The sequence below is a fragment of the Paenibacillus sp. FSL R5-0486 genome (genome assembly GCF_037975155.1).
GTDB classification, from domain to species: domain Bacteria; phylum Bacillota; class Bacilli; order Paenibacillales; family Paenibacillaceae; genus Paenibacillus; species Paenibacillus amylolyticus.
Genome location: NZ_CP150237.1, coordinates 1,358,662 through 1,373,872, shown reverse-complemented (window position 1 = coordinate 1,373,872; position 15,211 = coordinate 1,358,662). Strand labels below are relative to the sequence as shown.

The window sequence follows — 15,211 nt, the reverse complement described above, 5'->3', positions numbered from 1 at the left end:
TCTTCTTGTCGTTATTATTGGTATATGAATGAATAGAACCCTACAAAATCCGCGCCAAGCGAGTCAGCGCTGTTCTGAGATGGCGATAAAATGTCGCCCGACTCATGGAACACGTCTGGGCTGCGGCAGTTGGATTGCCAGCATGCGTCCAGTAGGCCGCATATAACAGCATCTGATCCTGTGGAGATAGGCCATGTAATCTGTCTTCTAACAGATCCATGACATACAGCTGTAACTGGATTCCATCCTTTACTCCTCTAACCCTGCCAGCATATTCATGTAATTCTCCCGGGGAACGAAGATCCCCCAACATCTTGCGAACATCCTGTTCAGTCCAGATTAAACCATCCACTTCCGTTGTTTCCGGCTGTATACGATCCTCTGTTGACTCCGGATCAAGCAGAGACATGACCCACTCTCCGAATTGCCCGCTACGCAAATCCAAATCAAGTATGTCCGCCTGGTCCTCGAATCTGTCACAGACACGGGTGCGGGTTCTTCGCATCTGGAATCCAATGCTCTGCAAAAATAGTTTCAGGTGAGGATTCGTTGCAACGAGTATCGCTCGTGCACCATCACCCAGTAGAGATAGTCGATCCAGTGCCATGTATCCCACCAGTTCTTCTCGTGTATAACCAGGCACATCATCTCTTGCCGCAGCCAGCAAGGCAAAGTGCGTATCACTCTGATCCGGGTCGTTTTCAAGTTCCAGTGGTGTGAAACATTCATACATCTCATTTGGAAAATATTTTAGTAACAACTCACTACTCTCCCTATGTACAAGAATCGTAATGAACATGGCGATTGTCTCCCCAAGTTTGTCACGCATTAATACGATTCCTTCGGGATAACGGTGCGCCAGTTCATCCAGGAAGGGACCATAGGATACCGCCTGCCATGGTTCCACGCTGTACTCGCACCATTGCTGTAACAAGCTGTGCAGAGCGGGCAGATCCTCTTTTCTCATCGTCTCAAGAGGGGAGAACAGGGAATCACGAGACACGTCTGCGTACTTGCGGTATTGAAGCATCGATTCCTGACAGAGCAGCAGCATCTTTCGGGCGATTTGACGACGCTCATGAGCCCCTGCGTATTCATGTAGCGGTTTCAACAGCTTCGCAATCTTGATACGCAATGTCTGCAACCGATGTGGCTCACGCTGTCGAAAATCCCGTAGCAGATGTACCCTGGCCATGTCATGCAGTCCAAGACCATCCGGACCGGAACGAATAAACGACATCTGTCTCAGCATGTGGTAGTCTTCTTGCGTCACAGTCATGTCCAGGACAGATGATAACAATTCCTGATTGGCTGTCTCAATCAGTGTCAGTACCTCCACCATGGGATGTAGACGGGAATTCGTCAGTTCCAATAACAATCGTGCACTGATCATATGTGACAGTTCAGCCCATTCGGACTGTGGAAGATTCCTCCTCTGATCCGCAGCTTCTACAGCAAGGGCCAGCCCCAGCGGATGTCCATCGGTCATTCGCGTAATGGTACCCGCCATCCCCTGATTCAGAAAGCCTGCCACCGTGATGTATTCCATAATCTCATCAACTGTAAAATGTTGAAGCCGCATCTGTATAAATCTCTGATGTAATCGGGGATGTGTCCGCCAGGTGGACGCCAGTTCCGGGCGTGATGCAAGAATGACAAGTATCCCTCTTAACGGAAGTTTGGATACAAAGACTTCCATGAACCAGCTTTCTAACAGAGCAAGCTCTTCATAATTATCCACGGCCAGAACCAATCTCTTCTCGATCGATGTGTCTCTCAGCAGACTCAATGGTCGCGGGTATCCTTCACTATCCATTGTTTCCAAGCCTAATGTAGAGGACAAATAATCCATAAAAACGGAAGGAGTTGCCCCACATGATCGACCATCCATCCATATTGCCGTCGCACCTCGATCCCGAGAGACAGATAACATCTCTGAAAGCAAGGAAGATTTACCAATGCCTCCCATACCCGTAATTGAAAATATGGTTAATGGGGCTTCCGGATGATTGAACCACCGCTCCAGTGTCGTCAGTTCCTTGGTTCGACCAATGAAACGTTTGCCATCCTCAACATATTTGTCGTATTGAGCCTCACTACTGTTTCCCATATATGTCCTCCGTACTAGATACTGGTACTTTTAATATACTTTATTGAATCCATTTCATAACTCAGTAAACTATCAATTTTGTAACTAGATATAGACAAATTGAATCGTTTTGATCTATATCTACCTTTGATTGAAGCAGCTGAAGGTATTATGAAATTGATTCTATTCTCTCACAAAATTGAGACTATATTGAGACGCGCAATTGCATGTGAAGTGATAGAATCTTGTTAAAAGCCAATTTATAGTAAATATTCAAAACAGCGGACATGGAAACGTTTTTACAAGGTATACATAGACACCTCCGCGCTACTTCTTAACATAATGGATCATTCCGCCAATCAAGCACAGCCAACATGTACATGAGCATTTACCGATCTCGAATTCATGCTTCCCTTTCATACCCTACTACCAGCCCGATATTCCAGGAAAGGCGGATTTGTGTGAGAATAAACCTCGATATCTGTAATCTGAGCGGACAACTTGGAATCAATCCTAAACGACTTAATGAATGGCTGCACCAAAGTGGCATTTCAATGGAGGACAATGAAGCAGAACAGGAAGGACGTCCCGACCGGTCGTCACCCCCGTATCGGCTGGCTGCTCCTTCTTCATTATCACTGGCACCTTCCTCCGGTCAAACGAAGCTTTATCGGGGCCGACGCTCCACTTCCACTCTGCAACGCCTGCCTGCTTCATTACGACACACCCGGCGGATTAGTAAAAACTGCTAGACTGTGCTCAAGGTAGTGTAAGATCGATGCACAGTCTGTGTTGCATCCCTTTCACCTCATCAAGAGGATTGCCACTGTCCATTCTCAATCATCACGTGCGCGAGCAACGCCATCTCCAGACAGATTCTTCTCCCTTGATCCATGTAACCTGGACCCATCAGTTCTTCCAGCTTCTCCAGTCTGTTGTACAACGTTTGCCGATGAATAAATAACTGGGCGGCCGCATCCCGTTTGGAACCAAAGTTCTGCAAGTAGGCATCCAACGTCTCTACCAATCGCAGGTGATGCGTTTGGTCATGTTCAATCAACATACCCAGGTGATCCTGGACAAAGGGTTGCAGGAAGGATTGGGGTAATGCCTTTAACATTTGATATATACCCATACGTTCGTAAAAGTGAACATGTTCCATCGAATCTACCGATCTCGAAACTTCGATCACCTGATAGGCCTCCTGAAGGCTCTCCGGCAGACTGGTCAAACGGCTGCGAAACTTGCCAAATCCGGTATGAATCATGACCTGGTTCAAGTTGCGGCTGGCAAACCGCTTCACATCCAGGGCGATTCCTTCCAGCAATCGCAGCAGTTGATGACGTGCAGCGGCCGTTACCGCTTCCTTCGCACAGCACAGATATACCTGGTTGTTCTTCAGCATAATCAGGCTAGGCAGATTGTTCTTCTTGAGCAGGGAACGAAGCAGGACAAGAACATCCTGATGATTCGCTTCCATCCTCTCCCGGCCCGTACCCTTCAATCGATGCTCAATCTCGATGACCCCTCCCGCAAACCAGTACTGTCCCTTCACCAGCAAACGAAGTCCCATTCGGGTCTGGGCCTGCTCCTCCTGATGGATGTTGCCATTCATCAGATCCTGGATCAGCTCGTTCTGATTGCGGACCATCTTCTCTTCAAGAAACTGGGAGCGAAGCGTGAGCGCTGCCGCTGCCTTCGCTGAATAGTCGAGCAACAGCTTGAGATATTCGACTGGAGCTGCGGGTTGCACAATCATGCCTACAGCCGAAAATACCTGGCCAAAACAGACGACCGGATGACACAGCAGAGCCTTCTCTTCGTCTATGTGGAACCATAATTCAGTATCCGAATCATTCAGATCCAGATGTTCTACCTCCTGTTCATACCAGGTATAGATTGCTTGCTCCATCTCCGGAGCAAGTTCGGGCACAAAGCTACCCGGCTCCATAGACGAGATGTACACCACCGGTTTTGCAGCGTATTCATGCAACAGGTTCAGCACAGCAGACATGTCCGTACTCTGTAATGTACGCTGCTGAAGCTGGCGGGAGTAGGCTTCCAGACTTTTCAACAGTTGGTGCTGATGATTAATGAGCAGAGAGTGAATATCCTGTGTAATCTCGACAAAACGGACCGGTTGCTCAAATACGATCAGCGGAAACTGGTGTCTGTCCGCTAGTTCAATCAGTTCTTCCGGGATTCCGTATATGCTGGTACCAAACTCCACACACAGCCCGGCTGCCTCACTGCCAATGAGCTGAAGCAGATACTCTTCGCGCCCTTCTTCCGATTGAAGCCACAGTCCAGTGGATAAAATAAGATCATGGGGGCTTACGAATGGAGATACATTGGTAATCTCCAATACATGAACCCAGCCAACCTGACGGTTCACTCCATCCTTCCCTGCCGCTAGTCGTGCTCGGCCAAATACCGGACGTGCAAGGATATCTTTGATCGTAAACACACGGTCATTTCGCAATGGCGATCCCTCTTCGTGTTATTTTTTCTTACATTATAATCCATGGACAAATGTCCTGAACAGTCTTTTTCGACAATATGTTGAGTTCAATTTCTAAAGATTAGACATCAAGTAAGGTGCAAAACGATTATCCAAGTCATAAACTTGTAGTATAAGCTAACAACCAATAAATGGACGAGGTGCATGGTGATGAGAATCGGAATTCCCAAAGAAATCAAGAACAATGAGAATCGTGTAGCAATGACTCCGGCCGGGGCTGCTGATTTCATCAGAGCCGGTCACCAGGTACTGATCGAACAAGGCGCGGGGATCGGCAGTGGATTCACGGATCATGAATATCAAACTGCGGGCGCCGAGATTCGGACTGATGCCAAGTCCGTGTGGACCGAAGCCGATATGATCATCAAGGTGAAAGAACCGCTTGCCAGTGAATATGGATATTTTCGTCCGGGACTGATTCTGTTCACATACCTGCACCTCGCAGCGGAACCGGAGCTTGCCAAAGCCCTTATTAAAAGTCGGGTAACTGCTATTGCGTATGAGACGTTGGAGGTCAACAGTGCCCTACCCCTGCTCACCCCTATGAGTGAAGTTGCAGGCCGTATGGCCTCCCAGATCGGAGCACAGTTACTGGAGAAAACGGAAGGTGGCAAGGGCATTCTGTTGTCCGGTGTACCAGGCGTCAGTCGGGGGAAAGTAGTCATTATTGGTGGCGGAACGGTGGGAACAAATGCAGCCAAAATTGCTATTGGTCTTGGCGCCGATGTGACCATCCTTGACCTGAATCTGAATCGTCTGCGGCAGTTGGATGATATCTTTGGCAATCAGATCCACACGCTAGTATCTAGCCCGTCCAACATTGCAACAGCTGTTGCGGCGGCAGATCTGTTGATCTGTGCGGTGCTGATTCCGGGCGCCAAGGCGCCAACACTTGTCAGCGAGCAAGTGGTTAAGACGATGGCACCGGGCTCGGTCATTGTGGATGTGGCGATTGATCAGGGCGGGATCGTTGAGACCATTGATCATATCACAACCCACGATGAACCGACCTATGTGAAACATGGCGTCGTGCACTACGCGGTGGCGAACATGCCGGGCGCCGTGCCGCGTACGTCCACGGTGGCGCTGACCAACGCCACCATGCCTTATGCGCTGCAGCTGGCCAACCACGGTGCAGCCGCCGCGATTCGCGGCAGTTCGTCCATTCGCAGCGCGGTTAACGTGCTGAATGGACACATCACGTATGAGGCGGTTGCCCGGGATCTCGGGCATGCCTATGTTCCTGCGGGTCAGGCGCTGGAGAATACCGCCGCTGTCCATTAATCTTGATATGATCGTTCCACCCGGCGCCTTGTCGCCAGGCCTGTGGAACGTAATAGAAGCGCAAGTCGGGCAGATGATGTTCCCGGCTTGCGCTTCTTGTTTTTTTTCACATATGAAATAGCTCGTTGTTTGGTATAAGGCCTTTAGGTTGCTCCGGTTTTGGCGCTTCAGACTGCTCGCTCACTGCACACTTCGCGGAAGTTGCAATCCCGGCAGGACCGATGCGATGGCATCGCTGTGAAGTAGGTGACGTCCTTGGGACGGTTGTAATACTCATCCTCCACGCAGGACCGCATCTCCTCAATGTAACGACCCACGTTCTCCTCCACCTTCCGGATATCCTCTTCTGTCGCTGTAAACTCCCGGTGTTTTCCGGTTAACAAGTACTCCACACGAAGCTCAATCTGCTCCAAAGGAATTCGGTAGTGCTCCCTTACATAGGACGCGTACAGCATTAGCTGATCTGAGAAGTCATCTTCTTTGCCCGTCTTCCAGTCCACAATAACAATATTGCCGTTACTGCGTCGATACAATAAATCCATCTTCACATACACACGCGTATCGTGCAGCATCATGGTATCCCATTTCTCAATCTCCAGAATGTCCGTACTTGCTCGGGACAAGTCCTCCCACGTAAGCGTCTGGTACAGGTTACCGACACAGGCCGAAGCCCGTTCCTTAATCGTGGCGATCCGGTCATTTAACGTATCATCCCCGTAATAGATCTCGGACAACATCGTGCGATTCTTGGGGTTCAGTCGCCACTGATCCGCGTCCATGGATTCCACATACGCCTGATTCAGCAGCTTGCGTATCGTCTGTTCCAGGAAGTGTTCACGCGGTTTATCTTTGCCCTCTTCCCTGCTGCGTACCGCCGACTCACACATCCGATGCGCGAGATCCCCGAAGACAAGATACAGATTGCTGAGCTGCTTCAGACGATACAGACGAACCTGCATCTCATCAGCAGAGTCTGTCTTCCAGCCGTTATGGGCACCGTAATAATGATAATAATATTTGCGCAGGCACTCATCGAACATACTCGCCCGCGACTGCGAATAAGACCACTGCGGGTATTGTGCCATAAGTAATCTGCCTTTCTGTATGCCGGATCTGCATGAGATCCCTTAATGCTCACAGTATAAAGCCCGGGCAACCTTGTCGCAAGCGCGCTTCCGTTATTTTCTTCTGACGCAACCGTTTCCGATTCGATCCGTATCGTTTATATAGTAACATCACCAAAAGATGAAATTGCGGAGCAGAACGCATAATATACTCTATAGAGGGCAGCGAATTCGGGACCGGGAGGCTAGTTCGGATCTAGCCCGGGGCCAGTGCGGGGCCAGTGCGGGGCCAGTGCAGGCCCGGCGCTAACGAATCTCACACACCTTATCACGTGGATCACGAGGTTTTACGGAATCTAACGAACCCCAGACAAGCTAATTAGTCTTATTTCGGTTGGAGAACGTGTTTACTGCGAGCAAATGAGCCAATAGCTTGTCTCTGATTCGTTACATTTTCAGATCTGGCGATTTACGTGAAATAAGACTTACTCGGTTCGTTAGAAAATGATTATATGAAAAAAAATTGTACAGGCATATCCTAAAAGGAGGCACCACCCATGAATCGACCGGATTGGTTCCAGGCGGAAGAAGCATTACAACAGATCCAAGTCATCGGAAGCGACCGGAATGAGCTCGTGAACATCATCGGCGATGTAGAAGGATTGAATTGCATTGGCACAGGTACGGATGCGGCTGTATTTACGTATGACGGCTTGCCGCAGTATGCCTTCAAAATGTACTCGGATCATGCCTTGGACAAACTCGAAAATGAAAAACAGGTATACGAGCAGCTCAAAGGCCTGCCATACTTCCCTACCTATTACGGCAGTGGCCGGAATGTACTCGTGATCAGTTTTGAACCCGGGGATACCTTGCTGGAATGTTTGGAAAAAGGAATCCCTGTCCCCGAGCAGGTGATGCTCGATGTGGACGCAGCGCGAGAAGCTGTTCGCAGCCGCGGGTTGAACCCTCGCGACATTCATCTGAAAAATGTAATACTTCAGGATGGACGCGGGAAAGTGATTGACGTATCCGAGTATATCCAGGACGGCAATGACAATCGCTGGGAGCATCTCGTCTGGGCTTATCACAACATCTATCCGCGGATCAAAGGAACGCCCATATCTCCACGCATGCTGCAAACGATCAAATGGGGATACAATCAGTTCGATCATGCCAACGTCAAAATGGACGACCTCGCCAAGAAAGCCAATCGTCTGTTCTCCAGATTTATGAAATGAGTATCCAAATTCACTTCACTTTAACCTAAATTCAGATGTTGCAGCTTATCCGGATTACGCAAGATATAGATCCGCTCAACACAATCGTTTCTAAAAGCTAGGCTGACCACAGTCGGGAATGCCTCAGAGGGGCTACTTAATACAAATCCTAGTTGTCCATTGACCTTGACCAGACGTACAATACCAGCGCTGTCCCCTTTGGATAAGAGCCCTTGAATGAACGCTAGCACCCGCTGGCATGATGTAACGGGTTTAATTGCTGCCACAACTTTACCACCACCATCACTGTACAAGGCGACATCGTGGGAAAGCATTTTTAATAGTCCTCCCATGTCTCCACTCGACGTGGCTTGGAGGAAACGAAGCGCAAGCTGCTCGGACTGAACGCTGGGAGTCAACTCGACTTCCGGCTCGTCCTGGATTTTACGTTTAAGACGACTGTATATTTTCCGGCAGCCGACCTCCGTCTTATTCAAGAAGTCTGCTATATCGCCATAATCAAATTCAAAAGCTTCTCGCAGAATAAATACCGCGCGCTCAATTGGGGTTAGCCGATCAAGCATGACCAGGAAGGCGTACGAAATCGTATCTTCCAGTTCAATCGTTTGAAGTGGATCATGTTCCACGGCTGATACTGATTCTCGAGCAGCCTTATAATTTTGCACCAGAGGTTCCGGTAGCCATGTTCCGACGTATAGTTCCCTTTTTTTACGTGTTGATTTCAAGTAATCGAGACAACGGTTAGTTACCATTTTGCATAAGTATGCTTTCAGGTTCCGAACAGAGCTACTCTCTTTATGAATACCCTGCTGCTGTACTGTTACAAATGCGTCCTGAACCACATCCTCAGCATGAATGACAGATCCCAGCATACGATATGCGACAGAAAGAAGAAGGGGTCTATATGTCCTGTATACCAATTCAATCTCCATAATGTATTCCTTCCTTATCTTTTCCTCTACCTTCTATTATCATTTGAGCAGCCCGTTTTGCGCTCGCCAGAGAGGCATTAATCAGCATCCCTTCATCCCCTACCCAATCGCCAGCAACATAGAGCCCCGGTCTTCCTGTGATCTCAGATCCAGGTCTACCCGAGAGACCTCCGTTCTCAGCTGTGACACTGCCATGTGAGACAAGCATTCGTGGAAGAAACCGCTGCTTAATGATATGCTGGCGCCACCCCGGCTGAATCAAATCGAGAAAGCCCTTTAGTTCGTCTTCATCCTGCCTTGGATCCGATTTTGATGATTCCGACAAATACTTCATCACATGCACAACTTCATGTACAGGGTTCTCTGATAAGGAGGCCGCGGCGGAATGGTTGGAGTAGTACCAAGGATGATTTACGCCTAAAACAAATTTTGTTTTCGGTTGAGGCATCCCGGACACGACGAGATCCAGACATGCGGCTCGAACAGGAGTTAACTTGTGATACAGTTTGGCTTCAATGGGTGAAAGAGCAGGATTAAGCAGAGCTAAAGTATCCAATGGGCCAGCCGTTGATAAGACATGGCGAGTCGTCAACTGTGAACCATCTTTTAAGGAAACCATCATCTGAGGATAACTTCCGGCAATTTCTCGTACGACCGAGCTTGTGCGGATGGATACACCCGCCTGCTGAGCTTGTTCTGTGAGCCGACTAACGAGGAATTGCCAACCTCCATCTATATACAATACTTGGTCCTGTTTGAGTTGTTCAATGACGGCGCAAGCACTTACCTGATCAGGAGCATCGCAATAGGTGCTCAAACGAACGAGCGCAAATACGACACTACGTACACGTAGACTGGATACCAGGGTTTCCAGGTAATCACGCAAACTAACGTTATGCAAAACGGATGTATCTACCTTTCGGAGAGAACTGTAGAACCGAAGAAGCTGGCACTTCTCTCTCCATTTCAAATACGATCCGAGCAAGAGCTGTGCTAGGGAAATTGTCTTATTCCCGCCGTTTGTTCCTTCAAACACCAATGTATCTGGCGGTTTCGGTACTGATCCGATAGGTGTGACGCCTACCTCATGGAGAATGGGCAACGCTGCTTTACTGAGAGCATGAGCCCCCAAGTTCACGCGTGCTCCCGCAATCTCATTTGAGATAGCGCGTCCTCCGAGCTTTACCCCTTTGTCGAGCAACAGTACAGTCTTTCCTGCACGGGCCAGATAAATCGAGGCGGTTAAACCGGCAATGCCTGCTCCAATGATGATAACATCCCATACTGGCTCATTATGATGCTCTGTCATGTACATCAATCCCCTCCGCTTAATGCATACATGACGATGAGCAGCGGACTTTTGTGACTCAGACTTGCTTCTTCATTCGCCCCCCAGAAGGAGTTACTCCCTTGTACTGTTTGTATAACTTTGTAAAATAGTTGGCGTTGTCGCAGCCGACTCTGGCGGCGATCTCCGTAATGGTCAGACTGCTGCCTTGCAGCAGCTGCTCTGCCTCACTCATCCTGCACCCGTTCACGTATTCCACAAAGGTACGTCCGGTCAGCTTTTTAAACATTTTGCAGAAGTGATACGCATTTAATCCCACATGACTCGCCGCTTCCGTAACAGACATCTTACCTGTGGGGTCCGCTTCAATCTGTGCGATCAACTGTTTGAAACGTTCGCGGTTTGGAAAATACGATCCGACCGTTTTATCCGGTAGCTGCTGCGGCATAAAGGTTCGTGCAAGCAGGGTGAACAAGGCGTGCAACTTGGATTTCACCACGAGCTGATAAGCCGGGGGCTGTAACGCCATTTCCTCCACAGCTTCATTCAATAAAGAATAATAGCCTGTGCAGGCTGTGTTTTCCTCTGCCGGTTTGACCGGAAATCTCACTCTTCCTTCCAAATACGGCGCGACATATTGCTCGTGCACAGGATCATGAGTGAAATCATGGAACAGTGCACGGTTGACCACAACGGAATCATAATGCACGTCCCCGTCATCCAGAGCATATCCAACATGCAATGTACCTCCAGGAATGATGATGACCTCACCTGCTCGAACCATATAAGGTTTGCTATCAATATGAAACAGCGCACTGCCCTTGCGCATAATAATCAGCTCAAAATGTTCATGCCAATGCAAATACAAAATGCATTCTTCCGCTTTCATATCTGAACACCGATTTTGGAACAGCTGAAATGGATGTGATTTATGGTCAATTCGGGTATTTTCGTGAAGCGCTTTCAGATCCAGCACGACTTCTTCCCCCTCTTCACAAGATCCGACTATTATTACACAAGATTGTTTAGAGCCATCCCGTTAATCCACGGCTATAATGAGTGTGTCACGAAGTACTATAAGCCAATATTGGAGTGAAATACAACCATGAATAAATCATTACGCATCGGTACCCTTGTAGGCGGGCAGGACGCCGTCCGCGTTATCCCGCAGATCATGCAACATGGCTTCGAATCATTTAACCTGACCTTCTGGCAAACAACTGGTGACCTGGACCTGGCTGAGACAGCCAAACGTGTCCGTGAAATCGTGGACGAACAAGGCATTGTCATCTCCGCGGTGAGTGTATTTGGTAATCCGCTCACCGGAGCCGGAGACAACGCCGATACATTGGCAAGTTGGGAGCGAGTTATCGATCATGCACAGCTCTTTGGTGCAGATATCGTCTCCGGGTTCACCGGACGTCTGACCGATCAACCCATTAACGAGTCTATCCCCCGGTTCAAGGAAGTATTTGGTGAATTGGCACGCCGGGCAGCAGACCAGGGTGTACGCATTGCTTTTGAAAACTGTGATATGGGTGGAACCTGGCAGACGGGCGACTGGAACATTGCCCATAACCCGACGGCCTGGGAGATGATGTTTGATGCTGTTCCGGATGAAAATGTAGGCTTGGAGTGGGAGCCTTGCCATCAAATGTCCAGCCTGATTGATCCTATTCCACAGCTACGCAAATGGGCACATAAAGTCTTCCACGTACATGGCAAAGATGCCACGATTGCCTGGGATATTGTCAAGGAATACGGCGTGCATGGACCACGTGAATTTGTCTGGCACCGCACACCCGGCTTCGGGGATAACAACTGGGCAGACATTATCACCATTCTGCGCCAGAACGGTTATCAGGGTACGATTGACATTGAAGGCTGGCATGATCCTGTCTACAAAGACGAACTCGAAATGACCGGACAGGTGCATGCATTGCGATATTTGAAACAATGCCGCGGCGGCGATTTTGTGCCCAATCCGGTATAGGAAACCATGCGAGCTGTATAACACAATTCCATGCAAAGGAGATGAGAACATGACTCATCCTTATCGGGTAATTATTGCTGGCTGCGGTGCCATGGCAAACACATGGGCGGATTATGCCTTGCAAAGGCCGGATACAGAAATCGTCGGACTGGTCGATCTATATGAACAGACAGCCCTTGCTTTTGCTACAAGACATGGCCTCACCTGCCCTACGTTCACCGATATCCGTGAAGCCATTCAAACGACTGGTGCAAATATCGTATTTGATGTCACGATTCCGGCGAGTCATTACGGCATTGCCATGACAGCCTTGAAGGAAGGATGTCACGTGTTTGGCGAGAAACCACTGGCAGAGTCCTTCTCCGACTGCACAGATATTGTGCAAACCGCTCGCAGCACAGGACACATTCAAGCCGTCATGCAGAATCGCCGTTTTGATCCGCGTATCCGCGCCTACCAGCACCTCATTTCCGGCGGAGCTATAGGGCAGGTAGGTTACGCAGGGGCTGACTTTTTCCTCGGGCCACACTTCGGCGGATTCCGGGACCTGATGGATAGCCCGCTACTGCTCGATATGGCAATACATACATTTGATCAGGCACGGTATATTCTCGGAGCCAACCCGGTATCTGTGTACTGCCATGAGTTCAATCCTCCAGGTTCCTGGTATCAGGGCAATGCGATGGCGTTATGTATATTTGAGATGTCTGACGGGTCCGTATTCAACTATCGCGGATCTTGGTGCGCAGAAGGTGTACCCACATCATGGGAAGCAAGCTGGCGCGTAATCGGTGAAAAAGGTACCGCCATCTGGGATGGTCATGATGACATCTATGCTGAAGTAGTTACTGCGCAAAGCCTGGATGCTGACGGCAAACCATCCTTTTTCCAGCCAAGCGAGCGGATTGAAGCGGAACTGCCTGTCATGGACAAAACAGGACATCACGGTTGTCTCGAAGACATGTTCGTAGCACTGGAATCCGGCCGACTGCCTGAGACCGATTGCAGTGATAACCAGTTCAGCATGGCCATGGTCCTCGCTTCCCTGGAAAGCGCCCGCACAGGCCAGAAAGTGTTCATCGCCGATCTACTGAAAAACACATAGCGAAGCGCCTGTGTTTTTCATATTAAACAAAGCCCAACTGCAAAGTTCAGCAGTTTGGGCTTTCTTGTTTTTACCTACTCTCCTATTCTAAAAATGATATCGTTCAAAAACAGTCGCGCTCGATAGTGAAAGTAGTGTAGGGGACGAAATCGATTCTGAAGAAGCAAAGCGTTCGCCTTTATCACCGGATTTCGACTTTACAAAAGTCGATCAGGAAATCCGGGGATAACAGCGATCAAAAGAACGATTCGTAACCGGAACGGCTGCTTCACGAGCAGTGAGCAATTTTTTTGGAACTTTCATCATTTTAAAGAATTCCTTTTTTCATTGCCTTATACACCAACTGCGAGAACAGGCTGTTGGACCAGGCAAACCATGGTCTGGTGAACGTGCTGGAATCATCGGCGTGGAAACCCTCATGCATATATCCAGTACCCGCATCCGTGTTCTCCAGCAATTCAATCATCGCCAGTATTTCCTCATCATTGTCTGCAGTCAGACCCTGCATGGATAGCGCCATGTGCCAGATATATCCCGGAGGGGTATGAGGGCTACCAATACCTTTGGCTACCCGCCCTTCATAATAAAACGGATTTTCCTTACTTAAAATGAATCGCCGTGTGTTCTGATACACCCTGTCTACAATCGAAGCATACTCCATATACGGTATAGACATCAGTCCAGGTGTGCCCGCATCATCCATCAGACAAAAGTTGCCGTAACCGTCCGTCTCATAGGCATAAATCTGCCCATACTCTGGATGACGGTAAGTACCGTACAGGGCAATACCATGTCGTATTTCTTCTTCCAAACGAGCCATCCGGCTTACCAGTTGTTCATCTCGGAACACCCACTTCGCGATCTCCCCCATCTGGCGCAAGGTTACCGCAGCGAACATGTTCGCCGGAATATTATAATGAAAATCACAGGCATCATCACTCGGACGAAATCCGGACCAGATCATCCCCGTATAATTCACCGGCATACCCAATCCTTCATTACGTAGCGTATCATGGGCAGGACAATTGCGCCGCATGAACCGGTAAGGTGATTGCTCTTCGTGATGCTGCTCCGTCTCCCATAGTTGTACGATATTCTCCATCACTTTCTTGAAGCGCTCATCGAATATATCCGTAAGTTCCGTCTCCCGCCAATATGTATAAGCCAGCTTCATGGAGAAACAAAGAGAATCCAATTCAAACTTCCGTTCCCACACCCAAGGTGACATCTCCGTCTCATCATTGGCATCCCAATGCCATCCATTCGCTGTTTCATTGAACGCATTGGCATAGATATCCTGATCAGCGTAGAACGTATGCCGTTTGATCAGGCCTCCGATAATACGCTGCAACTTCTCATCATCCTTCGCAAGTGGAACATAATGCATGACCTGCTCTACGGAATCCCGTAACCACATAGCGGGAATATCCCCTGTAATCACAAAGGTTGTCCCATCCTCCAGTAGCTTCGTGGTCGTTTCCAGTGTATTCGGAAAACAATTGCGAAACTGAGTCAGCAATCTCGGTCGATGTTGCAAACGCTCGTCCGCCTCAGTCAGAATATCCTGCACAGCTTGCGGCAATTCCAGATGCGGCATAGGGATTTTCGGTAATCTGAACTGTTCCATGGATGTCGTCTCCTTATAACTATATTGTTATTTTTGTTATGATAATTTATAATAACATTATTATTTG

12 protein-coding genes are annotated in these 15,211 nt (G+C 48.8%); 5 read left to right on the top strand and 7 right to left on the bottom strand.

The genetic code is table 11. The features are described 5' to 3' along the window. Positions 1-40: 40 nt before the first annotated feature. Positions 41-2,110, bottom strand: coding sequence for a hypothetical protein (locus MKY01_RS06030; RefSeq protein WP_339285864.1), 2,070 nt, complete (start codon positions 2,108-2,110; stop codon positions 41-43). A gap of 440 nt (positions 2,111-2,550) precedes the next feature. On the opposite strand from MKY01_RS06030, the gene MKY01_RS06025 reads away from it, so the two are divergent. Then, positions 2,551-2,841, top strand: coding sequence for a hypothetical protein (locus tag MKY01_RS06025; RefSeq protein ID WP_124117151.1), 291 nt, complete (start codon positions 2,551-2,553; stop codon positions 2,839-2,841). A 59-nt stretch (positions 2,842-2,900) separates the two neighbouring features. Here the strand turns inward: MKY01_RS06025 and MKY01_RS06020 are convergent, their stop codons facing one another. Beyond that, on the bottom strand, positions 2,901-4,571 hold the full coding sequence (locus MKY01_RS06020) for a PucR family transcriptional regulator ligand-binding domain-containing protein (protein ID WP_339285862.1): 1,671 nt from the start codon (positions 4,569-4,571) through the stop codon (positions 2,901-2,903). A 189-nt stretch (positions 4,572-4,760) separates the two neighbouring features. Between MKY01_RS06020 and ald the strand changes: the two genes are divergently transcribed. After that, a complete protein-coding gene (gene ald, locus MKY01_RS06015) occupies positions 4,761-5,894 on the top strand; it encodes an alanine dehydrogenase (protein ID WP_339285860.1) in 1,134 nt (377 codons plus the stop codon). Positions 5,895-6,061: 167 nt separating this feature from the next. Here ald and MKY01_RS06010 read toward each other — a convergent pair whose 3' ends face one another. Continuing rightward, on the bottom strand, positions 6,062-6,979 hold the full coding sequence (locus MKY01_RS06010) for a PD-(D/E)XK nuclease family protein (RefSeq protein ID WP_076329468.1): 918 nt from the start codon (positions 6,977-6,979) through the stop codon (positions 6,062-6,064). A 536-nt stretch (positions 6,980-7,515) separates the two neighbouring features. On the opposite strand from MKY01_RS06010, the gene MKY01_RS06005 reads away from it, so the two are divergent. Next, positions 7,516-8,199 carry a serine/threonine protein kinase gene (locus MKY01_RS06005; protein ID WP_076329467.1) on the top strand — a complete coding sequence of 228 codons (684 nt, stop codon included), beginning with the start codon at positions 7,516-7,518 and terminating at the stop codon, positions 8,197-8,199. A gap of 20 nt (positions 8,200-8,219) precedes the next feature. Here MKY01_RS06005 and sigJ read toward each other — a convergent pair whose 3' ends face one another. From sigJ to MKY01_RS05990, 3 genes are read right to left on the bottom strand one after another with little or no spacing between them, the layout of a single operon-like run. Next, positions 8,220-9,131 (bottom strand): RNA polymerase sigma factor SigJ, encoded by a 912-nt coding sequence (sigJ, locus tag MKY01_RS06000; RefSeq protein WP_339285858.1) that lies wholly within the window; start codon positions 9,129-9,131, stop codon positions 8,220-8,222. Next, positions 9,121-10,440 (bottom strand): FAD-dependent oxidoreductase, encoded by a 1,320-nt coding sequence (locus MKY01_RS05995; RefSeq protein WP_339285856.1) that lies wholly within the window; start codon positions 10,438-10,440, stop codon positions 9,121-9,123. Before MKY01_RS05995 ends, sigJ begins: the two co-directional genes overlap by 11 nt. Before the next feature lie 58 nt (positions 10,441-10,498). After that, positions 10,499-11,395, bottom strand: a complete 897-nt coding sequence (locus MKY01_RS05990; protein ID WP_339285854.1) for an AraC family transcriptional regulator — start codon at positions 11,393-11,395, stop codon at positions 10,499-10,501. A gap of 129 nt (positions 11,396-11,524) precedes the next feature. On the opposite strand from MKY01_RS05990, the gene MKY01_RS05985 reads away from it, so the two are divergent. After that, on the top strand, positions 11,525-12,412 hold the full coding sequence (locus tag MKY01_RS05985) for a sugar phosphate isomerase/epimerase (RefSeq protein ID WP_339285853.1): 888 nt from the start codon (positions 11,525-11,527) through the stop codon (positions 12,410-12,412). A 49-nt stretch (positions 12,413-12,461) separates the two neighbouring features. Further along, positions 12,462-13,517, top strand: a complete 1,056-nt coding sequence (locus tag MKY01_RS05980; RefSeq protein ID WP_339285851.1) for a Gfo/Idh/MocA family oxidoreductase — start codon at positions 12,462-12,464, stop codon at positions 13,515-13,517. A 307-nt stretch (positions 13,518-13,824) separates the two neighbouring features. Here MKY01_RS05980 and MKY01_RS05975 read toward each other — a convergent pair whose 3' ends face one another. Further along, positions 13,825-15,144 (bottom strand): glycoside hydrolase family 125 protein, encoded by a 1,320-nt coding sequence (locus MKY01_RS05975; RefSeq protein WP_339285850.1) that lies wholly within the window; start codon positions 15,142-15,144, stop codon positions 13,825-13,827. Positions 15,145-15,211: the final 67 nt, after the last annotated feature.